The organism is Pseudomonas sp. HP_01 (assembly GCF_055284355.1).
On record NZ_JBTOPV010000045.1, the window covers coordinates 157,041 to 181,432 of the forward strand.

Consider the following 24,392-nt stretch of genomic DNA (forward strand, 5'->3'; position numbering starts at 1 on the left):
AGCCATGCTCACTGATACCAAGCTCCGAAACCTCAAGCCGCAAGACAAGATCTACAAGGTGATTGACCGCGATGGTTTGTACGTGGCGGTTACACCGGCCGGCTCAATCTCCTTTCGCTACAACTACTCCATCAATGGCCGGCAGGAGACCGTCACCTTCGGTCGTTATGGCTTGGGCGGGATCACCCTAGCAGAAGCACGTGAGCGGCTAGGGGAGGCGAAGAAGATGATCTCCGCAGGTAAGTCGCCAGCTAAGGAGAAGGCGCGTGCGAAGGCGCGCACGAAGGGTGCAGAGACCTTTGATGATTGGGCTGAAAAATGGCTGCGCGGCTATCAAATGGCGGACTCGACACGCGATATGCGCCGATCAGTCTATGAGCGCGAATTGAAGCCGAAGTTTGGCAATCAGAAGCTGGCTGAAATCACTCACGAGGACCTGCGAGCGCTGACTGACGCGATAGTGGAGCGGGGGGCGCCTGCAACCGCCGTCCATTCGCGTGAGATCGTGCTACAGGTCTTTCGCTGGGCCATTGAGCGTGGCCAGAAGGTTGAAAACCCCGCGGATTTAGTAAGGTCTGCCAGCATTGCCAAATTCGAGCCACGCGACCGGGCTTTGACGCCTGATGAAATCGCGCTGATGTACCAGTACATGGATCGGATCGGAACGGCAACGTCGGTTCGTGCCGCAGCCAAACTCCTGCTGCTGACGATGGTGCGTAAGAGCGAGCTGACCAACGCGACGTGGAGTGAGATCAATTTCAGCGAGGCGCTATGGACGATCCCCAAAGAGCGGATGAAGCGCCGCAACCCTCATTTGGTGTTTCTGTCCCGGCAGGCGCTGGATTTCTTTATCGCGTTAAAGACCTTGGCTGGAGGTTCTGAGTACGTTCTGCCGTCACGCTGCGACTCTGATTTGCCAATGAGTGCGGCTACGATCAATCAGGTACTGACGCTGACCTACCGTCTTGCTCAAAAGGAAGGGGTACCTCTAGGAAAGTTCGGCCCCCACGACCTACGCCGCACAGCTAGCACGCTGCTGCATGAGGCGGGTTACAACTCTGACTGGATCGAGAAGTGTTTGGCGCACGAACAGAAGGGGGTGCGAGCCGTTTACAACAAGGCTGAATATCGCGACCAGCGCCGTGCGATGTTGCAGGATTGGGCCGATATGGTTGATGAATGGACGCTTAAGAAATCTCGTAAAACAAATGAGTAGCAAAAAGGAACCCGCCAGAGGCGGGTTCTTCTGAGTTCTGTGTTCAGTCTTTACTTCGTCTCTTTTCCTCTAATTGACGCTATTGCTTCAAATGCTCGCTCATAAACACTCACAGGAGGCTTTCCGAAACTAACGACTGATGGAGAGAGCATCTCTGAGTATTTTACAAACTTTTCTGGGTCGTTATTTGCAGCCAATAGCGCGCTAGCTTGCGAGTCATAAAGCTCTGCTAGCTGTGAGTAATACCTTATAAAGGAAACTGCTGTCTGGAATAATAGAATTGAAACAGCTATAGCACCAAATGTAAAAGCCATAGACGATACGGAGCTTGTCCATTCCGGTGTTTCAGGTACGAATGGCTGTTTCGAATACGCTGTCTGGGTGCGCTCATAGAAATTCACCAGTTGCTCAAGCTCGCTCATGTAGGCGGTGCGCTCATCCATTGTGAAACTTTCTTCCTTGAAGTCTTCGCCATCCATCCGCCTTCCCATGTTAATGATGCTGTCAGGATAAATTTTCTCGAGAAGATCGTTGGATTTGCGTAAAAATAATCCAGGGTCACGCATTTTGTTAAAAGAGATTTTCTCGCCAAGTTCTCGGAGTGAGTATGTCCTTGTCTGACTCGAACTAAACACAGCCGCCACTGCAAGACTCATTAAAATTAATAAGCCCAAAGCTATATATAGTCTTGCTGTCCTAGAACGCTTGGCTCGCCTTTTTAAGTCTTCTATCGCTGCTGTATAGCCTGAATTTACGTTGAGTTCCGTAGCACTTTCCATGTAATAACCGCTCTGTGTAATTTAGGTGGTTTGTATTGTGATGCCTAAGATGGTCTGTAAAGTTCCAGATTTGTAAGAAGCCGCCACGACGCGAGGACGCGAAAATAACTAGGCAGCCATTTTTCTTCAGAAGCAAGGGCCGGAAAAAGGGAGGCTGCTGGTCGTGGATAACTGTTTTGCCGTTAATCATGTCCGAAATCTGGTCAGATCAAATGCAAGTGACTGGATGCGTCGAATGCAAACGTTTGGGCCTATGTGTGCGATGACGCAGTTTGACTCACTCATGCTTTCTAAAGTCTAAAGCAATCAGGAATTGAGCGAAGAGCTTTGGATACTGCTTGGCGCTCGATCTCCAGTCTGCGAGCTATTTCTGACTGGTTGAAGCCGAGTTTTTGCAGTACGAGGATTTGCTTTCTTCGGTCTGTCAGCTTCGCGTCCACCATTAGTCGAGCGAGATTTCTTAGCTCCGCTTCGTCCGCTAAGTGTAGGGTTCGGCTAAGCATGTATCGAAAGATATACGCGTCGAAGAGCTCGTCACCTGACTTTGCCTTAGGCTCTGCTCGTATCGCGCATTGTCTGCTCAATCTCGCCAGTTCAAGGTCAAACTGCGCTACGGCCCTTTTTGCTTGCCTATACGCAGGATTCCAGCTGCCATCATGCGTCTTTGGACGATGCGTTGTGCAGTAAAGGTTGCTCAGGCGTAGGTGTTCGTCGGGGTCGCGCTGACCCTCACCAGTAGCGAAGGATGCTAGCTCGGCTTGACTGCCACAGAACCTACAAAAGCCTTTCAAGCGCTGGCTGTTTAAGCCGCCTACATCTTCAGATGACGGTTTCTTGCGCTTACATGCCATCACCAATTCGATCAGCGTCTCGAGCGTCCCAATAAAGCAGCGATCTTTCTTCGACTGTTGGTCGTGGGTCAAAACAAAGGCACGTAGCAGTTGCCGCTGCAAGCGGATCATGGCGAGAAACCCTACCAGTTTCATGATCGCACTGAACGCCACGCCCGTACCGGCTCCAGGTATATGCCCTTGGTAGCGCGCAGGAATTTCTTTGGCGTACGCCGCGACGGTCGGGTCGATGAGTTCCTCTACTAGCCTCGTGATGGGATAGCGTTTCGAGGCCGTGGAGTAGGCGCTCCAGCGGTCACCGAACTGTTTTATGGCCTCTGAAACGGTGGCGTCACACCCTTCCCAAATGGCTATGGTTGATTGTTTTTTCATGTCAACCATTTTAGCCAATCATTCCGTCGAAGCAATAGGTACCCAAAGGCACGATCAGGCACTCATTCGCAGTGACTGGTAGGGCCTAGCAATGCATACATTGAATAGAAAACTCATCGACAAAAAGACGCTCCTGACGATGATTCCGCTGTGTGAGCGCACGATCTATAACTTTGAGATGAAGGGGAAGTTCCCGCGCCGAATTGCGTTGAGTAGCCGCAAGGTCGTCTGGGATTTAGCTGAGGTTGAACAGTGGATAGATACATGCAAGGAGGCAGGCCGCGCGCGTAGGCCGGGAAGGGCGGTCTAAGCGGTGCGGGGTGCTATCCCGCAGCTTGCGCTGTTCAGTCCTGGGGACGAGGCGCAGATGTATCACGATAGTACTAGGAGCGGGTTTTTCTCATTGCTCGTCGATTCTCGTGGTGGAAAGCGGCAGTCCTCTCATCGCTTGGCCGACATGCCAAAGGTGCTAAATCTGTTGGACAAAAAGATTGACACTTGGATTTCGCAGGCTGAGTTCATTCGGCCCAATCGGCGCGTCGTCAATCTGTTGCGGCTGGGCCTGCTGTTCGCTGACCTCGATACCTACCGCGTGCCCTCGTTAGCTAGCCGCAAGCCCGACGAGCTGGCCGCCTCCGTGCTGTTCCTTTGCGCCGACACGGGGTTGCCCGCGCCCTCGATACTGATCTACAGCGGCCGAGGCATACAAGCCAAATGGCTGCTTGAGGGCACGATACCTCGCCAAGCCTTACCCCGCTGGAACGCCTGCCAACGCTACCTTGTAGATCGCCTTGCCCACGTCGGCGCCGACCCCATGGCCAAGGACGCTAGCCGCGTGCTGCGCACCGTGGAGACAGTCAACAGCAAGAGCGGCGAGGTCTGCCGCGTGGTTCACGTCCAGACGGGAACCGATGGCCAGCCAATCCGCTACAACTTCGAGTATCTGGCTGAGACACTGCTACCGGCGGCCCGCTGGACTATCGAGCAGCAACGGCAGGAACAGGCCGAGAGCCGCACCAAGAAAAAGCCGTTCCTTTTGGTGCTCGGAGGCAAAGCCGACAGCCTGCGCGGATTCTCAGGCCGTCAGCTTGCTTGGGATCGCCTCGAAGACCTGCGCAAGCTGGCCGAGCTGCGCGGCGGCGTCGGCGAAGGCAGCCGGATGCAGCACCTGTTCTGGCGGCTCAACTTCCTGCTGCTGTCCGGGGCGACTAACAGCAAGCAGATGTATCACGAAGCGGCCGCACTGGCCCGCGAACTCGATCCGCACTGGAACAGCCGTTCCAAGGAATTGATGACGCTGTTCAGCAAGGCCAAAGCCTACGAGGCCGGGGAGAAAGTCACCTTTGGAGGCAAAGAGTTCGCGCCCCTTTACACGCCCAAGAACGACACCCTTATCAACCTGTTCAGAATCACCACCGAGGAACAGCGGCAGCTCAAAACCATCGTCAGCCAGGCCGAGGCCGCAGAACGTCACAGGAAGCGCGAGGAAGCGCGCCGACGCGCCGCAGGTGCGGTAGGCCGGGAAACCTACGAACAAGCGTCCCTGACCCGCCAGAAGCCTTGGGATGCCCTTGGGATGAGTCGCCGCAGTTGGTATCGAGCAGGTAAGCCAACGGCCTAGGAGCCAGAGACGAGTCCGTGCGTATTACACACAGAAAAACTCTCGGGCTTTTGATATCAACACAGTCTGGTTTGCACCAAAGGCGGAAGGATCACAGGGATAGCGGTAGTTGGCACAAGTCCGTGCGTATTACTAATGGCGAAGCCCCCGGGGTTTTGACGGCGGCCCATTCGCGCAGGTTATCCGCAGCCTCGCCTCACCGATTCTTCTTCCTTTGAGGGATGTTCGAAGTCCGTGCGTATTACCAATGTTGCTAATAGCTCATCGCTGAAAATGGGCGGGGAGTGGTGATGCTCCCGCCCTTACTGCTGGATGAGCTACTGGTGATTCTCGGGGGCCTCTCGCCTTTGAGCTTTCTGCACCGTTCGTATCGCCCTCAAAATTTGTTGGGCCTGGGCTGCACTGCTCTTGCTACCCAGTAAAGGGAGGCGATTCAGATGCTGCGCTCCGGAAAACATGTGAAAGGAGGCCGAAAGGGCCAGCGGACTAACTCGAAGCTGCATAGCAGTCCATTGTTGATCCAGTCTATCGAGCAATGGTCCATGGCCTTTGCTGCGCAGCCATCTACCGAGCGCCCATAAGGCGATTGCGGAGGAGGATGCGAACATGGCGAATCCTGCGAACTTCAATATTGCCATCATGCTTCTTTCTCCGGTTGGTCGTTGCTTGAGGCGATTCCTGGCACATTTAGCGATGTCAGTTGGTCGGGTGTGGAATTGCTTTCAGAGGCCGGACGAATAAGGTTGGACTCTGCTTCTGCAGCATCTCCGTTATGGGGCGGAACGGTCGTATTGGACTCATCAGAAGCTGGTGATGAAGAGCCGGCACCAAGAGAAAAAGAGTGCGCGTTCTCCATGCCCGGCACGGCAATTGCCGCCATTACTCCGAGTGCCTTTGCTCCGCCATTGGCTGCTTGGGAAAGTGCGCTGCCGGATCTGACAACGCTCCCTTGCTGCGTCGCTTGTTGGTCTTTGTCATTGCTGCTCTGGGCGTTTTTTCCAGCCTGCTCGGTGGCCTGCTTAGCGCTGCTTGCCGTTTGCTGTGGGGCCGCGCTCCCACCTACTCGAGTACCGGACGCCGCTGCCCCTTTGGCTGCTGCTTGTCCGCCCGTGCTTGTACCGATGCCAGCGGTTGCACTGCCGCTGGAGGCGGTCGCTGCAGGCGCACCGGCAAAGCTGGAGTTGATCGAGGTGGCCAGACCGCCGCCCGCCCCACTGGCACCGGCGGCAACGCCCGTCCCAGAAGCGCCGAGAGCACCAGCAGCAGGAGCGGCAGCCCCAGCTGTGGCGATAGTGGCCGCTGCTGCTGCCGCCCCGGCAGCACCAGCCACTGCCATCCCACCAATGGCCGAGCCGCCGCCCATTGACGTGCCGCTAATCATGCCGCCGATTAGGTCAGGAATCGTCTTCGTCAGGTAGCAGCACACCAAGGCTAAACCGACCATTGTCATCAATGAGGCTTCGTCGTTGGTGTAGGCAGCCAACCATTCTTTGGCCGACTGTACGATCAGTCCGACGATCAGAGTCAAGACGAACAACTTCGCGCCGATTGCCACGGTGAACCGCATGGGCGCAATCGCGAAATCACGTGTCCATTGCGAGCCACCAAAACCGTAGAACAGCACTGACGCGTTGATGATTACGTAGGCCTCTACGAGCGTCACAAACATAAAAGCTGCGATAAAGGCGAAGCACGCCAAGACCAGTATCGCGCATACTGCGATCAGAACTCCTTTGCCCGGAGAGAACACTGAAATGCCCTTCACCATAGTGCGGCCAAAGTCCAGGGCTACCGCGAGCATATCGCCGGGTTCTAACGCTCGGCCAAGACCGCTCGCTGATGCGGCCGCGTCGCGGAAGCTGTCAACAATGGCTGTCGACCATTCCACGGAGTAGGTCATTACTGCCAGGAAGAAACCGATCACCATGATGAAACGCAGCAGCTCTCCGACTATCTCGCCCAAATCAGCTTGTTTCATGACCAGAGGCATGAACGTCCAGATGAACTGGATGGTGGCGAGCAGCCAAAATAATCTTATGGCGTAGTCGTCCAGCTTTCCTGACCACTGATGAGACTGCTGCAAAACAAGATCTAGCAGGCCCTGAACCGAGGTGTCGGCATGGGACAGGTCTGTTGCAGCTATAGCATTTCCGGCCAAGGGCATGCTTGCTAGGGCAATAAACAAGAGCAGGCGACGTTCCATAATCAGTACCCCTTAACGCCGCCGCGAGAGTTAGGACGTGCCTCAAAAGCACCATCTGCGTCATGCTGCTTCCTCTGTTGATCAGATGCCACAGCACAGTCGCTATCGCCTTGAATGACCACAGTGGCAACTGAGCTCACAATCGCGGCCACGGCGCAAATGAGGATCATGACCCATTTCGAGATAACCATCTTCAGTACCCCTTCACACCGCCGCGTTTACTTTCACGCGATTCAAATTGCTGCTCGGCTGCTTCGCTAGCGGCTTTTCGGTCGCCTTGCTGAGCCATGTAATTGCCCTGCATATTGATTTGCGTGGCCACCAAATCACGCAGCTTTTGCAGTTGCTGCACGTTCTGCGAAGCTATTTCGTTGCCCGCCTGAATGGCTTGCATCCGTCCTGCGGCACTTTGCGAACGGGCCACCATGCGTTGGAGTAGGGCGTCTTCTGATTGGAAAGTGCTCGTATTGAGGTTCGCCGCTTCCAGTGCTGTTTTGGCGTTGTCGCGGCCTTGCTCCGACCATTCTTTATAGCGATCTCGCATCGGAGTTTGTGCCGAGTTTGCCGCTTGCTGAAGGTAGGATTCAAAGCCTGGAAACGCAGTATTGAACTGTATATCCATGTTCTCTATTTGACGGCCCAATGCCTGCGAACGTTGATAGATGTTGACCGCACTTTTAAGGTCGGCAGCGATGCTCCCGAACATCGAATCGGGTAGACCAGTGCCTTGTGTGACCATGTTTTGGTACTGCTGTATCTGCGTTTGAAGTTGCTCGGCTGTGTTTAGGGCGGTGTTGACCTGTTCGGCGTACTCGAACATCTGTTGATAGAGCGTCGAGCAATTTGCGCAATAGATGGCGTAAGCAGGGGAGGGCGCAGTGTAAATACTCACTCCGACTAATGTGCTTGCCATCACGATAGCAAGCCTTACGTTTCGACCTAACTTTCGGGAGGCATAAGCCAAGGGTTTTCCTGATTTCAGCTCCATATCGAATTCCTCATCTGTGAAGCTCGAGCTTTGATTATTAACTGATATGGAGCGATTATAAATATGCGGATAGTTTTCTATCCGCCTTCAGTTGGTTGGAGAGTCCCAAAAGTCTACCGAAATCAACAGAGGGGAGGCGCCCTTGGTCTGCGTGGGTGATTGGGTGTGACAGTATTTAAGTAAGGCAATTTAGTGCAATTTAGCGAAATTAAACGCAACTCAAGGCAACTCAAGTATAAAAGCTTGGGGTGAGAAGATTTTTGGCTATGTAATGCTGTAAAGAACCGAAAATTGCCCTAAATTTATTTGAGCTGCATATATTCAGACGGCAAGATGTGTGTTGTACCGGTACGGGCAAGCCCGAACTGGTACAACACCACCCTTACTCACCTGCGGCTCGACGGTGTCTTGCTCTGCGAGGCTGACAGCCGCTACCGCGACTAAGAAATCAAAGAGAGGGATTAATGTCTTCGGAAAACGTTGCAAATGAGCCGAAAAAGAGCTCTCGGGGAACGCGTCCACGGCGTGAGCGGATCGAGGTGTGGGTGGACGCGCAGGAGAAGGTGGAACTGACACGGAAGGCAGCCGCAGCGGGGATGTCGAGCGCCGCTTTTTTGAGAGCTGTTGGTCTAAATACACCAATTCAAGCACGAGCCGATCTTGACGCTGTACTCGAACTTGTAAAGGTAAGCGGTGATCTTGGCAGAGTTGCAGGTCTATTGAAGTTATGGCTTGCAGAGAAGCGGGGGCAGGGGGCGCATCCGGTTGATGTTGAAAATGTAATGATAGAATTTCGAAGGTTACAGACTTTGATTGTTGGTGCAATGAGCGCGATTGTTTATGCACGAAAATGACGATGGCAAAACACTAGGCTGCATTGAGCAGCCTAGCATGGCCTAGATGACCTTAGGTTTTTCCCTGTCCTGTCAGTCTCAGGTATTCGGAGTCTGCGATTCCGATTCTCATCCAGTTTCGTACCAGTCCTGCCATCTCGCTTGCGGCACGCGTGTATCTGATTTCTCCGAGCCAATGAAACTCTTTGCCCTCAGAGTCAAGGAGCTTAAAGCTTTCGTCCTCGGATTTCGTTGTTAAAACGCGCTGGACAGAGGAATCTGGTGTAAAGAAGAAAGTCCTGATAACAGGCCTTTTCGAGTCTAGACTCAGTAGAGTCTCTTCGTCGCTACTCTCTTTAAGAACAACACCATATCTTTTGTTCTCGATTTTTGCGGTTAGAAAAACAAAAGGTGTATCAGTTTCTAGTCGAAGGGTGTCGCATGCTGGGGTTAGGCAAATCAAGTACTCAAAAATTTCAGGTGTTGTTTCGCCCTTGTCGTCGGTTTGTGCATCTTTGACTTTGTGTTTTACCAAAGTGCCTGTGGTGAGAGAAGGGCGCCAGGCGTCAGTCCCATGAAGTTTGGAGCGTCCATATGCTTCTCTTTTCAAAGCTACTAGCCTTGCAAACTCATGCTGGGATTTTTTTGAATCGTCATGAGAACCTGCCAAGGCTGAAGAAATAAGATGGCGATGATCTTTGGTTATTTTTATTTCATTTGTGTCGCCGTAAAAGTAGTTGTCATCTTTAATGCCGTTCCTGAGCATTTCATCAAGTAGCGCAAAATCAATACTTTTCTTGCCGGCGGTTTGATCTTGGATGTTTTTTTCATTGGCTGCGAGCCACTTGGAAATTGGTTTTAAATCAAGGAAGCGATCTGCTACGGACTCTATTCCCAGTGCGGCATCGCACTCTGCTACGAATAGTTCTCGTAACATTTCTGAAACATCACCCGGAGGATTGGTAATTATATAGTTTGAAACATATGCCGCATCTAGCCATTTGCCAAATCTTGTAAGCATATGGTGCGCGCTTTTGCGAATGGCACCAACGGCTGCCATCGAAAAAGCTGGAATCAAACCATCTGCGAATCGCGAAAAAACCTTGATGAGCTCAGATGGAAGTTCTGAGGCCGAGGTTGTCGCCTTATTCCTCATGATAACTATAGTGTTGGCGCCTACTGCACAGAATCCTTCATCATCAAGGTCGCTAAGATGAATGCCGCCCTTGTGAATATATTCTTTAGCATCGTTAAATATCTCGCTCTTTAATGGTTCGCCTGTGTAAATACATATAAGTCGCAGTCTGCCATTTTCAAGCGAATCTGATTCAGATATCTTCTGAAGTATCTGGAGTGTTAGTGATTCATCTTGCTTTTTCAGATACCAGTCTATGATTACTAAGTCTGAGACCTTAGCGGCAGCTTCCGCACGGTTAATCTTCTCTACATCTTGGGTGTCATTATCATCTGGCAGAACAAAGGCACACGCTATCCCTTTTGATGCGAAATCATCAGAGATTGCGCGAACATCCAGGTCGTGACGATTTTCCGACGCGACGGCATCTGGAATGGTTAATTCGGGTAAGTCTTCCCCTAGCCCGTTATCTGGGGATTCTGGCATAGAGGTTTCTATGTGGTTTTGTTTGACCCACGGTTCGTTGTCTATGACCACTGCAGTTTTTAGGAACTCTTTAACCGCACTTTGAATATGCTCGCTCCAGATTTCATTAGAGCTTGGAGGAGAGACTTCAGCCGCTGCCGCTACACTTTCCATATTATTCATCATTCATGTCCATCGAGTAGATCTTAAACTGAGGGTTTTGGTTAATTCCCGAGCGGTTGAGCTCAATGCTAAAGCCTTCACGACTCAGAGCTTCGCGGCTTACAGCAAGGCCCATTCCTCTTCCTCCAGCTTTTTGGGTTTCGCCAAACTCAAATATTCGCCGCTGCAGACGCTCCTCGATCCCCGGTCCGTTATTTGATATCTGGAAGCCTTCAGTGTCCGCATCCAGTGTTATTATTTTTTCGCCCTGTGCGCGGCTGTCGAGCCAGTAGATAGCGTTATCCACTATATTTATAAACGCCCCTATAATGGCTGAGGATTTACAGCTTACTTTAAATCCTCTAAAAGGAAGCGTGGCCTCAAGCCTTATATTAGAAGAGGAAAGTTTTTCCTCGAATACATTACGGATGACATTTAGGATTTCGCTTCCTGATATGTCCACTGTCGAACGGTGCATTCGGCGACCTAGCGGGTCTAAGACTTTGAGGTATCCATCCAAGTGTTCGATGTGGTCACGTAATTTTTTGTAGATTTTGGCAAGAGGTGGGTTTTTATCAGCCCAGGGTTTAAGCTCGGACATAGCGCTGCGTATGCCGCGAGCAGCACCCTCGAACTCATGTTGTAGAATGCCGACTGACATACCCATTTGGGCAAAGTCTGAGTAAAATTCAACTTGTTCTTCTAATAGTTGATTTCGTGATTCAAGTGCTCCAAGCTGATCGTCTAAGGTCTCACGAATTTGTACACTGTCCGAGAGTTCTATCATTTGCCTCTTCAGCGATTCAAGTAAACTGCTTTCGTGCGACTTTAGTGCGGTAATTTTTTGTTCGGTTTCTCGACGCAGGGCATCTAGTTTTTCAGGGTGCTCGGCAGATTTTTTAGTGAAATCGCTGATAAGCTCTTCCATGTTGGCGCGCAGTTCAGAAAACTCTTCCTTCAGTACGTTTTGAACTGTGCTCTGCATTTTTTCACTAGCATTTGCGGCTTCGCGACGAAGAGAGACTAGATCTCGTACTGTCGCATCTTTCTCTCTTTCAATATCTTGGAGAGCTAGGGCCCTTAGCTCGGAGAGGGCAATGCGCCCTTTGTTTCCCTTAGCGATTATCTGGTCCGCTTCACTCCGGAGGCTATCCAAGGTTTCAATAGCTAGTTGCTTGGATACCTCTTCATATGCGAACCAGTCTTTTTGCATTCGCCTGGTCAGCTGGAGCCCTCTAGGTAGTGAAAGCTGAGCTTGGCGTGTGAGCTTTGCTATGCGTTGCTTTATGTCCGCTTCAAGAAGCCTAGCGCTGTACGCAAACTCTTCATTTGATTTTATTTTTGATAACGTTTCTATTTTTTCCGAAAGGTCGTCTAAAATGGATCTCGATTCGGTTTCAAAGTGTCCAGAGTTGTAAAGCTCAAAGAATAAATCCAAATGTTTTTGAAATTCGTTTCTTCTAGAGTCCGCTTTTGCTTTTTGCTTTTTTAGTAGCTCAGCTTGTGCTGCAAAAAGCTCCTTTCCTTCGGTATAGTCTTCACCCTGAGGTGAGGTGTTTCTGAAAAATTCATAAGCTAATTGTTTGAAGAAGTTAACTAGAATAGAACGAAAATCGCGGTATGCAAGATTTTCTCTGAAACCCTCTCGACCTGCTTTCTCGGTCAGTGACCCATTTGCGGAGTGCTTTATCTCGACGTAGCCGAAACCTCGGCGATATGAAAAGAACCAGTCCTTCGCTGAATAAGTTCTGCGCTTTTCAATATCTAGCCAATCCACATCAGAGTTGCCATAAGGCAAAACTCGGATTCCATCTCTATAAATATACAAACCACCTACTCGGTCGGTTTTAGATGACATTTCTTGCCAGTCGGCCGGGGTTAGTCGGGATTCGGTCGGCCTACCTTGAACGTATCCGTATCTGAATGAAAAGGGGCCGCACCTAGGCGCTCGCCCTTTGCCATCTATCCAGTTACATACATAGGGGCGAGGTTTTCCATAGATTGAAACAGTGCCTACGAATTGACCCTGTTCATTGAATTTACCCTCGAAGTATTGGTCGGTTCGGTTGAAGTCTTCGCTGGTAAAAAAGCTTTTGGGACCAATACGTTCATGCGGTCCATCCGCTAGATGGTCTCTGAACTCAGTCTTTATAACTGGTTCAAGTGTGGACATTGCGTTCGAAAAGCCCAACAGGTTTCTTTCAAGCTTTGATGACTCACGGTCGGTGCCACTATCTATATCGTCGTCTAGCTCTGGAGCAACTGGAAGGACGATAAATGTGGTGCCATAGCCGTTACCTGAGAGGGAAAGTGGATCCTCTCTGAGGCTGCCATCACTTTGTGCATTTAGTGTTTTATCTAGCATGTCAGGTCCAATGGTCCTGACCTGTTCCAATGTTCCACTCAGCTCAGTAAAGGCTTCCGAAGATATCTCGGCCCTTAGGTTCTCTAAATTTTTGGCAACACTATCGGCGAGGCGGCATATGTCTTCACGGGTCGGCAATGTTCCATCAGGAAATTCAGCCAGAGGAACATCAATTGCACTAATATCAAGACCTGGTTGCTCAAAAAGCCCCCAATGTACCAGCGCAACCACTAGATTTTTCAATCCGTCAGGACGGCTAGCCCTCGTCATGAGGATTGTAACTGGTGCGATTACCGCAATCGCCAGCCTTCCTATTCCTTTCTCCCCCATGATTGCGCGCTTTGGAAGGTTCTTAGGGCCCCGCCATTCATCGTCATCAGAGCCATTCTTTGAATTATTGGCGTTGACCCGGGATTCTGTGCCGAGAGTGAGCCAACGGTTTTCAACATCGTGACGGGTCATGCCATATCCATCGTCACGCAGAACCAACACGCGGTTTCGCCTGAAGTAATCGACCTCGACTCTTTCCGCATAGGCGTCATGCGCGTTTTTAAACAACTCATGGATCGCATTGGGAATACCAGCGATCTGCTGTCGACCGAGCATGTCGACAGCTCTAGCTCTAACCCTGAGCTGTGTCATTAAAGGCCCCTAGATTTATCAATATTGGACTGCGAGCCACCAATACCAGCTCCGATTTTGGCAGATGATCCTTTTGGGGGCTCGCGCCGTCGCGACCTTCCGGTACGGTATCTAGCGTCTGCTAACCGATGGATCAATGGCTCGGCAGAAGCCATCGCCCCATGGCTTTTGGAATCGTACCGTGAACGGGACGATGCTGCCAAAGCATACGGTGACGGGTGCTGATGCGGAAATTGTGTAGAGCGCCTGAACGGCGCTTCAAGCGTTGAGTGCTGCCTTTAGGCTACATGCGATACCAAACATCATTTTGGGTGGTACCGCGTTGCCGATCTGCATCGCTACTTGGCTGGCATTGCCATGAAAGACATAGTCGTCGGGGAAGGTCTGCAGTCTAGCTGCTTCTCTTAGGGTGATGGCTCTGTTCTGCACCGGATGAGCAAATCTGCCCCGGGTTATGTCCGTGCAACCAGTAGTAAGTGTTGGGGCAACATCAGACCATTTCATTCGGCCATAGGTGTCTGAAAACGCGCTTTTTTTGGCATTCTTGTGACAGGCAAGCTGAAGATGTGGGGGTAGAGCATCTCGACCGCCTCCGTCAATGGGAATATGGCGTAGACGCTCGATGTTCAAAGGCGAATGCTTGCGCGCGTAGTGCAGTGGGTCGGTTCCGACGGCTGTTCGGCCTACTGGGGGCACAGGCAAGTCGCTGATAGTTTCGCCAACGGTCGTCTTGCTGACTCTGGCAATGCTAATCGCTTTTTGCAGATCAACTCCCTTAGCTGCAACCAGTATCATCCGAGTTCGCCGTTGGGGTACTCCCAGCTCAGCTGCATCAACACGCATCGGGTCTGCCACTTCATAGCCGGCCTCGTTTCGAAGCCATGACGTAAATTCGTCAAAAATATCAGTCGATGCCAGCCCTGGAACATTCTCAAGGAAAACCAACGAAGGACTGAAGCGTAGGATAAATTTTTTGGATTCTGCTACTAGGTCGTTTCGACTGTCGTTGGCGCTTTTGTGGCGGTTTTGGCTACTGAAGGGTTGGCAGGGTGCGCATACCACTAGAAGGTCGAGCTTGCAGGGGATCAGATCGGCGAAGTCGTCAGGGTTTACCTGTCGAATGTCTTTCTCCAGCAAGCGCACTGAGGGATGATTCGCACGGTATGTGCGGCATGCCCCTGCTTCATAATCCACAGCGCCCACCACCTCGAATCCAGCCTGTCTCAACCCCAAGGAAACAGCACCGGATCCGCAGAATAGATCCAGAGCGATTGGCTTTTGGGCGCGCGGAGGCATACGATTTCCCTGACGGTTAAGAGTGTTCCTACACCCAGATTAGGGACAGGTAACTGAGGCGGTGGTTTGCGGTGATGCTATGCGTAACTGGCTGTGGAGTCTAGATTTTTGTGGTTTTTTGCCCCTTCAAAAGTCAGCTCAGCTACCGGTAACCAGTGATGAGAACGCCGCCCAGCTACCGCCCACAGTCGTGCCTTCATGTCGAGTATCAGTGCTTATGGATGTCGAGATGGTGAGCAAATGCTCTCTACATAAGGAAAAGATAATGCTAGACCGATCTCATGATGAAGCGATGGTTGAACAGTTTCGTGCTGATCCATCGTATGCGTTGGCATTACTTACAGAGGTCTTTCTCGCAGGCAGCCCGGAGGAGCAGACCATCGTATTGCGCCAAATCTCAGCGGCGTTTGGGTCGAAATGATTATTATGCGCTAGGCTAATGAAGCGTGGTATTTTTCATGGTATTTCTATAGTTAAGGTGGCTTTTTCTCCGTAATTCATGGGGGTTTTTGAGCTTTTTTATAATAGAGTGGGAGTAGGTCTAATTTTTAAGTGTTTGATTTTTATATTAATATTATCAACGTTACGAGAGTTTCCACGTCATTAATGGCGTTGGCCGTGGTGTGCAGCGTAGGCATCCTCAGTCAGCTATATCGATACCATGTTCGGTTGGGTGATGCCGACATGGTATCAACGGTGCTTAGCCGCTCTGAGGATGTTATTGCTTTCGGCAGTTCTGATTCGGCGACAATTGCGGTGCTGGCTCACAGCTCACGCTGTGCAAGCTATCTGCCCCCTGAAGGGCTACCGACCGCGCAATGTGTAGCAGACACATGCCCGATGTCTTGCCGCGTTCAATGATTGGCTTATGATACGGCACCGCCGCCGTTGGGGGATTTCTGCGTCGATGAGTACCGAGGGTTTCGCCTAGGCCCAAAGCTGGTCACGACGGATAAGGGACAGGCTTTTGAGTTGGCATTCAAGCACCGCCAGTTGAGTAGTGAGTCAGTGCCCTACCGGCCCTGTGATGCTTTGCAATAGACGTTCAGCAGGCTTTACCGCCAGGCCCGTATTAAGCAGGGATCGTCCCATAGCGGGAGGCGGTCAATGGCGGCAAAGGTGCTGGCTGCAACAGGTGATGTGGAGATCGTACAGACGATCTTGGGACATTTGTTTCTTGACCACAGCAAGCCCTATTTGACCGTAGATCAACCGACGATTCGTCGGGCATTTGAGGTTGCTCTGGCACAGGCGTCCTCTAGAAGTATCATTCGGCACTGCGCTTCAATTCTGGAGCGCAGCGTCGGTGGTCGTATTGTCCTCAAACTTAATAAGCATGCGATCGGCTTCATAACGCTTCCGAGAACTGACGATTTCGGCGTGGGTATCCGGCGCACAGAATTCATTGCTTTGGCTGCTGAGGATACTCAGCGGTTCGGTGGTGGTGTCCTTTCGTCCCGACGCTACGTAGTCGGCGAAGTCGGCATATATCAGCATTTGCCGAGCGAGCACCCAGCGGTAATGGGAATAAATGGAGCTGGATTTCAGCAACTGGAAACTCATATCGGTGTGTTCAGGCAGTGCACCGATACGGCTGCGGTCGAGTTCGTTCAGCACTTCATATTTGGTAGACACTAGATAAATTCTTGGGTCGGTGCCTGCCTCTAGTTCTCTAGGACTGGGATTGAACGCCCAAGCCTGGCTGATCAATGCGCTGGTCTGCGTATCCTTGGTGACGTAGGCCGCTAGGCCACCACCGAGCGAATAGCCGGTGACTACGATGCGCTTGCCTTTGACACGAGGATCTGCTGCGGTGTCCTTTACGTATTTGATGGCGTCCGTTAGCTGTATTGGCCAGATCCAGAAATTGTGCAGCAGGTAATCCCTTATTTGGTCAGAACCGCGAAAAGCGATGACCACTTCCGGTGCTCGTGCGGGATCTTTCGGGGTATATAAATAGGTCACGGCCTGGAAGCCGCTACTCAGATCTCTCTCCAGGCCAAGTTGTGTCAGCTCTACTGGCCTATCGAAGTCAAAGACCTCCTTAGGCTCTTCACCTTGCAATGAGAGTGCGGAAGCCACTGCATAGATGTACCCGGCCTTGGCCAATTGCAAGCGGTCGACCAAGCTCTTGGCCAGGGGCTCTTGATATTCCTTGACCATGTCGAGGTAGCGCTCGTTGCACTAATAACGGCCTTCGGGCCGCGTCCAGTTGGTAGGCAACATTCGATACACCGCGCACCCCTGTAACATGGCGAGCGCAATGACTACGCAGATACGCAAGACATTTGGCATCGCATGCTCCACTTGGGCAAGGGTATTGGTGTCCCTTGCGTATCCTAAGCTTCACTAATCGGTGGCGCATCAACACAATTAGCTACGTGAACACATTTTTGCCATTTCACTCTGACCAATGTTATGGCGGTGAGCTGCACCTCTGGCGCTCAGATGGTGTAAACCCTATTGCGTCAAGGCAGAGGAGACTCCCGCGCCAAGTCACACAGCTGGACCTTCGAGCCCCGCCGTCAAACTGGGGCTCCGATCATTCGCGATCAAGGCACTTGCCCGGTCACTGATAGATCCCACCAGGCCTCAAAGATTTTCAGGGCTGCCAGATTGCTGCTCGCCTCATTGATCGCCATGTAATAACCCCGCGCGGTGCGATGCTCCAGATCCAATGGCTGAACCAGCTGCCCGCTGTCGATATAGCTTTTAAGCATCCCGACGCAAGCGAGCCCGATACCCCGTCCCGCCAAAGTGGCATGGATCTGTTGTGCGTAATTGTTGTACGCAAAGCGCGACGGGGGTAGCGGCCCCTCATAGCCCATCTGACTCAGCCAGGTCGACCAGTCCACCACTGGCCAGTTGAAACCGCGCCAGTGCTCGTGATCCAGATGCAAAAGCCTTTCACCCACAAGGTGCTCCAAGCTCTCGATACGTTTGCCTTGCAGGTAAGCGGGGCTGCACAGAGGCACCATGTTTTCGTCAAATAGCCGAGTCATGCGGATGTGTTGAGACTGGCCTTCGTCACCGCAAGTGAACGCCACATCGATTTGTTCTTCGCGCAAATCCACCTCGCGGTCCAGTGCCAGGATGCGGATCGGCACTTCGGGGTGCGCTTCCTGAAACGCCTCCAGGCGCGGCATCAGCCAGTACGTCGAAAAACCGATGGTGGCGGTGATGGTCAGCGCTTCCTGAGTACCGCTGCGGATGTCGTTCGCGGTCTGGGCGATACGCTCCAGGCTCTGATCAACGGCGGCATACAGCCTTCGACCGGAGGCCGTGAGACTGACGCGACGATGCTCCCGGACGAACAGATCGTGGCCGAGAAAATCTTCGACTTGTCGTATCTGGCGGCTGACCGCGGCTTGCGTGATGCAGATCTCATTGGCCGCTGCGGTAAAGCTCAAAAGACGCGCGGCGGCTTCGAAAATCACGAGGCCATTGAGTGGAGGAAGGCGACGCCGAAGCTTTTCCATTACCAGAAGTTATCCAAAGTCGATCAATAAATTGTTTGTTACGCCGTCTCGATCATGGCCATATAGCCATCAGGACGGCAGGCACGACCGACTACCCTTACGTTGCCCCAACATTCGATTCTGCGGCCGTGCCATTACCAAGCTGCATCGAATTTCTGGAGATAAGCTAATGCGCGTTAAGAAAGCATTCAAGGTTTTAGTAGCGGTCATGGCGTGTTCAGTGTTGCATGTGATGCCAGCCAGCGCCGACCAGCCGCCTATCCGAATCGGCTGGATCAACTGGGCGGACGCGGAGATCACCGCCAAGCTGGCGGCGAAAGCGATCGAGGATCAGACCGGGCGTCCGGTCAAGCTGGTTATGGCTGATCTGGGTATTCAGTTTCAGGCGCTGGCCACCAAGAACGTCGATGTCGTTCCCATGGTGTGGTTGCCCGGCGCTCATAAATCCTACTGGGAGAAATACAGCAGTCAGGTGGAAGACCTCGGCGTGATATACGACGGAAAGATCGGCTGGGCCATACCAGATAGCATTCCAGCCAGTGAAGTGTCGAGCATTGAGGACCTGAATAAACCCGGCATTGCCGAGAAATTCGGTAATCGCATCCTCTCGGCCGAAGCCGGCAATGGTCAGTACAAGTTGTCCGAAAAGGCCATCACTGAATACGGCCTGAAAGGCTACAAACTCTTGGCGTCGTCAGAGGCGGGCATGCTGTCTGAGCTTGCGCGAGATCAGAGTCGCGAAAAATGGTCGATCATCAACGCGTGGAACCCCCATTGGATGTTCGCCAAATGGAAGCTTCGCTACCTCACCGACCCGAAACAGATTTTTGGTGGCACCGAGCACATTCACGTGGTTTCTCGTTTGGGCTTCACCAAGGACGAACCGAAGGTCGCCACATTTCTGAGGCACTACACGCTACCGCTGAGCGATCTGGAAGCGATGCAGATGGAGGCCAAGGACAGTTCCGCCGATAAGGTCGTGGACGCTTACTACCTGAAAAACAAAGCGCGCTTCGCTGCGATGTTCAATTGACCGGGGCACTACGCCCAGCCTGATGCTTCAACCCTTTTGAATCGATACCTGGCACACGGTCGCGCCGTTGTGACGCCCCCTTGTGCCCGCAATTCACTGTTTCAAAGGCAAACCCCACCATTCTGGTCAGGAGATACATCATGAAAATGACTGATTTTAAAGTACTGACGTTCGACGTCGTTGGCACACTGATTAACTTCGAAGCTGGCATCCTTGCCGCAGTGCGCAATATTGGCGGGGCCAAGGCCCATGATATTTCGGATGACGCGATCTTCGATGCTTACAAGCGTGCCGATGATGTATATCGGGGGGAGATGCGTGCGCCCAATCGGTTTATGTACACCATGAGCGACATCTATCAGACTTTTGCTGCCGAACTGGGCTTGATCAGCGACAAGGAGGCAGGTGATCGTTTCCAGGCGTCAGTGGTGTCTTGGCCTGCCTTCGCCGACTCGGTGGATGCGTTGGCACGCCTGCGCAAGCATTTTCGTCTGGTGGCCATGACCAACGTCGACCGCACGTCGTTCTCGGCGTACCAGTACACACTGGGTCACCCGTTTCACGACAGCCTGACCTCGGAAGAGACCGGCGTTCACAAACCCGATCCTTTGTACTTCGCGTTCAACGAAGGGCGTCAATCGGCAGCAGGCTTTCAGAAGCGCGACATCCTGCATGTCGCTCAGAGCCAGTATCACGATATCGGCGTGGCGAGCGAAGCGGGTTACACCACCTGCTGGATTGAGCGTCGCCATGACATCGAAGGCTATGGCGCAACGCCGGTCCCTCCGAAAGTCACCAAGCCAGACTTCCATTTCCATTCGATGCAGCAGTTTGCAGATGCTGTCGAAGCAGAACTGGCTAACCCCGCCGCCCGCGTTTCTTAAGGACGCCCCGTCATGACTGCGCGCCCCCTGTTCCCGGATGTAGCGTCACTGTGGCAGGAAACGGCCATCGATCCACCGGTCTTCAAGCCTTTGGAGGGAGATCATCAATACGATGTGGTGATCGTCGGTGGTGGCTATACCGGACTGTCTACAGCGAGGTATCTGGCCGCGAAAGGACTGTCGCCGATTGTGTTGGAGGCCAGCCGGATCGGATGGGGAGCGAGTGGTCGTAACGGTGGTGTAGTGTCGGCTAAATACCGCCTGCCTCTGAGCCGAGTCGCCGCGCGCCATGGCCTTGAGATGGCGCAGATCATGCGGCGGCTGTCCCTTGAGTCAGTGGAACATATCGAAGAGCTGGTGACGGCTTACTCGCTGGAGGCTGCGCAGTATCGTAAGAATGGCAGCCTGCATTGCGCGCACAACGCGACTTCCCTGGCGTACTGCGCACAGGAGGCGCATTGGTTGGCTGCCGAGCTGGGCGAGCGCTCTTTGCACGTTATGTCTGCCAGGCAGATGCAGGAAGAGACCGGCTCCCCGGACTTTGTCGGCGGGGTGCTGGACACTGGCGGAGGTCTGCTTCACCCGCTGAATTTTGCAAGAGGCTTCGCCCGTGGCCTAAAGGCAGAAGGCATAACGCTGAGTGAGTCATCACCGGTCACAGGTATACGCCGGGTTGCGAACGGTGTCGTAGTGCACACCTCGCATGGGACGGTCACCGCGAAGCAGGTGGTGCTGGCTACCAATGGCTATTCCACGTTGACCTCTGCAACAGATGCAGTTCGCCAGTGTGTGGTGCCTTTTCGCTCAGCAATGTTGGCAACGGAACCTCTGACAGGGCAAGAGCTGCAGCTGCTGAGGCATGCTCGCAGCTACACCGAAACCCGCCGAATGATGCGCTGGTTTCGCATGGCTGGCGACCGTCTGCTGTACGGCGGTCGCGGAGCTTTTGGTACCGATGATTCGAGTACTGCATACGAGGCGCTTCATAGGGCGATGATTAAGCAGTTCCCGACGTTGGCCGAGACTGCGATCAGCCATCGATGGTCGGGGCTGGTGGCTTTGACGGTCGACAGCGTGCCGCAGGTGGGCCGTCTGGATGATCGGGTCGTGTATGCGATGGGCTACAACGGCACGGGTGTGGCGATGTCTTCGTACATCGGCAAACACGTTGCTGAAGTCGTCGAAGGTACCCGACCGGAACTGGGATTGATGCGGGCAGACAGCGTTCGCCGCATTCCTTTTTACCCCTTGAGGGTGCCTGTGGTTCGGCTGGTTGCGGGCTGGTATCAGTTTCTGGATGCCATTGGCCGTTGATCCGGCCTGGCACAAACCCTCGGATACAGGCGATGAGTTCGTCTGCGTCAAAAAAGGAAGGTAAAGACATGGCCATGCTGTTGGAAAGTGAAATCCATTGTCTGAAGCTCGGCGCCGATCTGGCGGCCGAGTTACTTGAACGGAACGATGATCCACTCGCCAGGTGGCTGGCCAGTCACATCACTAGGTTGATGCGCGAGTTGGAGCCAGCGCAGGATGCCGGCCAGGTCGCGCAAGCCAGCAACGCTTGTATGGACGCCATTCTGAAATTCTGGAAGCACCGGGCACCGTTTCCCTACCTGGGGCAAAACCGTTTTAGAAACGGCTCAGCCATTCACTCACTATCCAAATCGGTCGGTTGGCCATGAATATAAAAATTATTGCTCAATCGTCTGTCGCAAATGGCTTGGAGTCTCTTGGCGCGCCCTCAAGACCGCTGGGCACACCCGCCCAAAACATGAGTGGCATGGAGGTTCACCTTGACGGTGCGGCAGAGAACAAAACTGGAATATGGGAATGCACCCCGGGACGATTTGAGCGTCAATTAACCGAAGCTGAGTTCATGCATATCCTGACGGGAGTTTGTACGTTCACACCCAGTGATGGAGAACCTCTAGCTATAAAAGGTGGAGATACGCTGTTTTTTCCTCGAAATACCTCAGGTGTCTGGGATATTCAAGAAACGCTGAGAAAGGTCTATGTGGTGTTTAAGCCTGCGGGCCCTACCTGACCTGATAACTGCGATCAGTCATCAATGTTCAGGGGTTGTGGCTTTGACGGCCGACAGCGTGCCCTAGGTGGGGCGTCCGGATGATCGGGTCGTGTAAGCGACGGGCTACAACGGCACAGGGGGTGATGTCTTCGTGCATCGGCAAACACGTGGCCGAAGTCTTCGCAGGAACATACCGGAGCTGGGGTTGATATGGGCGGACTGAGCTAGCCGAATTCCTTTTTCATTCATTACGGGTGCCCGTGGTTTGGCTCGTTGGGGGCTGGTATCAGTTCCTGGATGCCAACGGACGTTGAGCCGGGCCTTCTTGTAAAAACCATCTGACGCAGGCAACTCGATTGCCTGAGTACAAGGAGGTCAAGACATGGTCATGCTGTTGGAAAATGAAACCCATTGCTTAAAGCTAGGCGCTGATCTCACCGCCGAGTTGATGGAGCGAAACGACGATCCACTCGCCAGGTGGCTGGCCAGTTACATCGCCAGGTTGATGCGCGAGCTAGAGGAGGCTGAGGATCCATGCCAGGTCGCGCGCGCCAGCAGCGCTTGCATGGATGCAATTCTGAAACTCTGGGAGCATAGAGCATCGCTTCCTTCCGGTCGGCAAGACCACTCCAGAAATGGTCCTGATACCAACTCAGTTGAATAGTTTGTTCGGCGATAAGCGACAAATAATCTCTCAATCTGATGTCGCACAAAGCTTGTGATCTTTTGGTAGCCCTTCCAGGTCGCCGAGTACGCCAGTGCAGAACCAGAGAGAAATTCAGGTCATCGAGCTTGCTCATGGATTTCCTAAAAACCAGGAATGGCTTTCAAGTAAGAGTAATCATCAATCCATAGGCACTGCAAACATCGAAATCCATAACCCAATCAACCCAGGAGTCGAATCCATGAGCAAAGCCCGGTACAAAATTGCAGTGATCCCCGGCGACGGTATTGGTAAGGAAGTGATGCCCGAAGGCGTACGTGTGCTCGACGCTGTGGCTGCCCAATTCAATCTGGAACTGCAATGGGACTGGTTCGACTTTGCCAGCGCCGATTACTACCTGGCTCACGGCAAGATGATGCCAGATGACTGGTTCAACACCCTCAAGGGTTACGACGCGATTTACTTCGGCGCCGTGGGCTGGCCGGACGTAGTGCCAGACCACATTTCGTTGTGGGATTCGCTGCTGCAGTTCCGGCGTGAATTCGACCAGTACGTCAACCTGCGTCCCTGTCGTCTCATGCCCGGCGTGAAGGCCCCACTGGCGAACCGCAAACCCGGCGACATCGATTTCTGGGTGGTGCGCGAGAACACCGAAGGCGAGTACTCCAGTGTCGGCGGCAAGATGTTCCCCGGAACTGATCGCGAGATCGTGCTGCAGGAAACCGTAATGACCCGCATCGGCGTCGACCGCATCCTCAAGTTCGCCTACGACCTGGCGCAAAGCCGCCCGAAGAAGCACCTCACCTCGGCCACCAAATCCAATGGCATCGCGATCACCATGCCCTACTGGGATGAGCGCGTCGTGGAAATGGGCAAGAAATATCCGGACGTCAACGTCGACAAGTACCACATCGATATTCTTACTGCGAACTTCGTCCTGCACCCGGACTGGTTCGACGTGGTGGTGGCAAGCAACTTGTTCGGCGACATCCTTTCCGATCTGGGCCCTGCGTGCACCGGCACGATCGGCATCGCGCCCTCGGCCAACATCAACCCTGAGCGCAATTTCCCTAGTCTGTTCGAACCGGTGCATGGTTCGGCGCCCGACATCGCCGGAAAAGGCATCGCCAACCCGATCGGACAGATCTGGTGCGGGGCAATGATGCTTGAGCACCTTGGCCATCCCGAAGCAGGCGCCGCGGTGCTTAGCGCGATCGAAACCGTGCTTGCGATGGGCCCGGAGAATGCGCCCCTTACCGCAGACATCGGTGGCACCGGCAACACTGAATCGCTGGGCAAGGCCATCGCTGCTGCGGTCTGAAGCTGAAAACAGCGACATTAATTGCGGTCTCATTCTTGACGATGAGTGGTCGGTTGA

22 protein-coding genes are annotated in these 24,392 nt (G+C 53.0%); 12 read left to right on the forward strand and 10 right to left on the reverse strand.

Annotation, left to right across the window (positions count from 1 at the left end; all coding sequences use genetic code 11):
* The first annotated feature begins 4 nt into the window (after positions 1–4).
* Positions 5–1,216 carry a tyrosine-type recombinase/integrase gene (locus ACYAR8_RS20650; protein ID WP_463580898.1) on the forward strand — a complete coding sequence of 404 codons (1,212 nt, stop codon included), beginning with the start codon at positions 5–7 and terminating at the stop codon, positions 1,214–1,216.
* 50 nt (positions 1,217–1,266) lie between these two features.
* Here the strand turns inward: ACYAR8_RS20650 and ACYAR8_RS20655 are convergent, their stop codons facing one another.
* Together ACYAR8_RS20655 and ACYAR8_RS20660 are read right to left on the reverse strand one after the other, a co-directional pair.
* The gene (locus tag ACYAR8_RS20655) at positions 1,267–1,995 is read right to left on the reverse strand and encodes a hypothetical protein (RefSeq protein WP_463580899.1); all 729 of its coding nucleotides are present in this window, start codon (positions 1,993–1,995) and stop codon (positions 1,267–1,269) included.
* A gap of 290 nt (positions 1,996–2,285) precedes the next feature.
* Entirely contained in the window at positions 2,286–3,227 is a 942-nt protein-coding gene (locus ACYAR8_RS20660) for a LuxR family transcriptional regulator (protein ID WP_463580900.1), read from the reverse strand.
* Between the two features lie 82 nt (positions 3,228–3,309).
* On the opposite strand from ACYAR8_RS20660, the gene ACYAR8_RS20665 reads away from it, so the two are divergent.
* Both ACYAR8_RS20665 and ACYAR8_RS20670 read left to right on the forward strand, forming a co-directional pair.
* Complete coding sequence (locus ACYAR8_RS20665; protein WP_463580901.1) at positions 3,310–3,528, forward strand: helix-turn-helix transcriptional regulator; 219 nt, start codon at positions 3,310–3,312, stop codon at positions 3,526–3,528.
* A gap of 57 nt (positions 3,529–3,585) precedes the next feature.
* Positions 3,586–4,839 (forward strand): replication protein, encoded by a 1,254-nt coding sequence (locus tag ACYAR8_RS20670; protein WP_463580902.1) that lies wholly within the window; start codon positions 3,586–3,588, stop codon positions 4,837–4,839.
* 317 nt (positions 4,840–5,156) lie between these two features.
* On the opposite strand, the gene ACYAR8_RS20675 is transcribed toward ACYAR8_RS20670, so the two are convergent.
* The 3 genes from ACYAR8_RS20675 to trbJ all read right to left on the reverse strand — a co-directional run bounded on the left by ACYAR8_RS20675 (position 5,157) and on the right by trbJ (position 8,030).
* Positions 5,157–5,480 (reverse strand): hypothetical protein, encoded by a 324-nt coding sequence (locus ACYAR8_RS20675; protein ID WP_463580903.1) that lies wholly within the window; start codon positions 5,478–5,480, stop codon positions 5,157–5,159.
* Positions 5,477–7,042: a P-type conjugative transfer protein TrbL gene (gene trbL / locus ACYAR8_RS20680; protein WP_463580904.1), complete on the reverse strand. Its 1,566-nt coding sequence runs from the start codon at positions 7,040–7,042 to the stop codon at positions 5,477–5,479. The genes ACYAR8_RS20675 and trbL overlap by 4 nt, the downstream gene beginning before the upstream one ends.
* 193 nt (positions 7,043–7,235) lie before the next feature.
* Entirely contained in the window at positions 7,236–8,030 is a 795-nt protein-coding gene (gene trbJ, locus ACYAR8_RS20685) for a P-type conjugative transfer protein TrbJ (RefSeq protein WP_463580905.1), read from the reverse strand.
* A gap of 464 nt (positions 8,031–8,494) precedes the next feature.
* On the opposite strand from trbJ, the gene ACYAR8_RS20690 reads away from it, so the two are divergent.
* The gene (locus ACYAR8_RS20690; RefSeq protein ID WP_463580906.1) at positions 8,495–8,884 is read left to right on the forward strand and encodes a plasmid mobilization protein; all 390 of its coding nucleotides are present in this window, start codon (positions 8,495–8,497) and stop codon (positions 8,882–8,884) included.
* A 52-nt stretch (positions 8,885–8,936) separates the two neighbouring features.
* Here the strand turns inward: ACYAR8_RS20690 and ACYAR8_RS20695 are convergent, their stop codons facing one another.
* The 3 genes from ACYAR8_RS20695 to ACYAR8_RS20705 form a co-directional block, all read right to left on the reverse strand.
* Positions 8,937–10,646, reverse strand: a complete 1,710-nt coding sequence (locus ACYAR8_RS20695; RefSeq protein WP_463580907.1) for a response regulator receiver domain — start codon at positions 10,644–10,646, stop codon at positions 8,937–8,939.
* Positions 10,639–13,596 (reverse strand): ATP-binding protein, encoded by a 2,958-nt coding sequence (locus tag ACYAR8_RS20700; protein ID WP_463580908.1) that lies wholly within the window; start codon positions 13,594–13,596, stop codon positions 10,639–10,641. The genes ACYAR8_RS20695 and ACYAR8_RS20700 overlap by 8 nt, the downstream gene beginning before the upstream one ends.
* A gap of 294 nt (positions 13,597–13,890) precedes the next feature.
* Positions 13,891–14,928, reverse strand: coding sequence for a DNA cytosine methyltransferase (locus ACYAR8_RS20705; RefSeq protein ID WP_463580909.1), 1,038 nt, complete (start codon positions 14,926–14,928; stop codon positions 13,891–13,893).
* A 79-nt stretch (positions 14,929–15,007) separates the two neighbouring features.
* On the opposite strand from ACYAR8_RS20705, the gene ACYAR8_RS20710 reads away from it, so the two are divergent.
* Complete coding sequence (locus ACYAR8_RS20710; protein ID WP_463580910.1) at positions 15,008–15,349, forward strand: hypothetical protein; 342 nt, start codon at positions 15,008–15,010, stop codon at positions 15,347–15,349.
* A gap of 863 nt (positions 15,350–16,212) precedes the next feature.
* Here the strand turns inward: ACYAR8_RS20710 and ACYAR8_RS20715 are convergent.
* On the reverse strand, positions 16,213–17,091 hold the full coding sequence (locus ACYAR8_RS20715; RefSeq protein WP_463580911.1) for an alpha/beta hydrolase family protein: 879 nt from the start codon (positions 17,089–17,091) through the stop codon (positions 16,213–16,215).
* Between the two features lie 389 nt (positions 17,092–17,480).
* Positions 17,481–18,338, reverse strand: coding sequence for a LysR substrate-binding domain-containing protein (locus tag ACYAR8_RS20720; protein WP_463580912.1), 858 nt, complete (start codon positions 18,336–18,338; stop codon positions 17,481–17,483).
* Between ACYAR8_RS20720 and ACYAR8_RS20725 the strand changes: the two genes are divergently transcribed.
* From ACYAR8_RS20725 to ACYAR8_RS20755, 7 genes are all read left to right on the forward strand, one after another.
* Positions 18,304–19,440, forward strand: coding sequence for a glycine betaine ABC transporter substrate-binding protein (locus tag ACYAR8_RS20725; RefSeq protein ID WP_463580913.1), 1,137 nt, complete (start codon positions 18,304–18,306; stop codon positions 19,438–19,440). The two genes, ACYAR8_RS20720 and ACYAR8_RS20725, sit on opposite strands and share 35 nt — an antisense overlap.
* Positions 19,441–19,580: 140 nt before the next feature.
* A complete protein-coding gene (locus ACYAR8_RS20730; RefSeq protein WP_463580914.1) occupies positions 19,581–20,324 on the forward strand; it encodes an HAD-IA family hydrolase in 744 nt (247 codons plus the stop codon).
* Positions 20,325–20,336: 12 nt separating this feature from the next.
* Positions 20,337–21,638 carry an NAD(P)/FAD-dependent oxidoreductase gene (locus ACYAR8_RS20735; RefSeq protein ID WP_463580915.1) on the forward strand — a complete coding sequence of 434 codons (1,302 nt, stop codon included), beginning with the start codon at positions 20,337–20,339 and terminating at the stop codon, positions 21,636–21,638.
* A 68-nt stretch (positions 21,639–21,706) separates the two neighbouring features.
* Positions 21,707–22,006, forward strand: a complete 300-nt coding sequence (locus ACYAR8_RS20740; protein ID WP_463580916.1) for a hypothetical protein — start codon at positions 21,707–21,709, stop codon at positions 22,004–22,006.
* A complete protein-coding gene (locus ACYAR8_RS20745; RefSeq protein WP_074886278.1) occupies positions 22,003–22,368 on the forward strand; it encodes a cupin domain-containing protein in 366 nt (121 codons plus the stop codon). The genes ACYAR8_RS20740 and ACYAR8_RS20745 overlap by 4 nt, the downstream gene beginning before the upstream one ends.
* Before the next feature lie 364 nt (positions 22,369–22,732).
* The gene (locus ACYAR8_RS20750; RefSeq protein ID WP_074886275.1) at positions 22,733–23,014 is read left to right on the forward strand and encodes a hypothetical protein; all 282 of its coding nucleotides are present in this window, start codon (positions 22,733–22,735) and stop codon (positions 23,012–23,014) included.
* Between the two features lie 241 nt (positions 23,015–23,255).
* The gene (locus tag ACYAR8_RS20755) at positions 23,256–24,335 is read left to right on the forward strand and encodes a tartrate dehydrogenase (protein WP_108120883.1); all 1,080 of its coding nucleotides are present in this window, start codon (positions 23,256–23,258) and stop codon (positions 24,333–24,335) included.
* Positions 24,336–24,392: the final 57 nt, after the last annotated feature.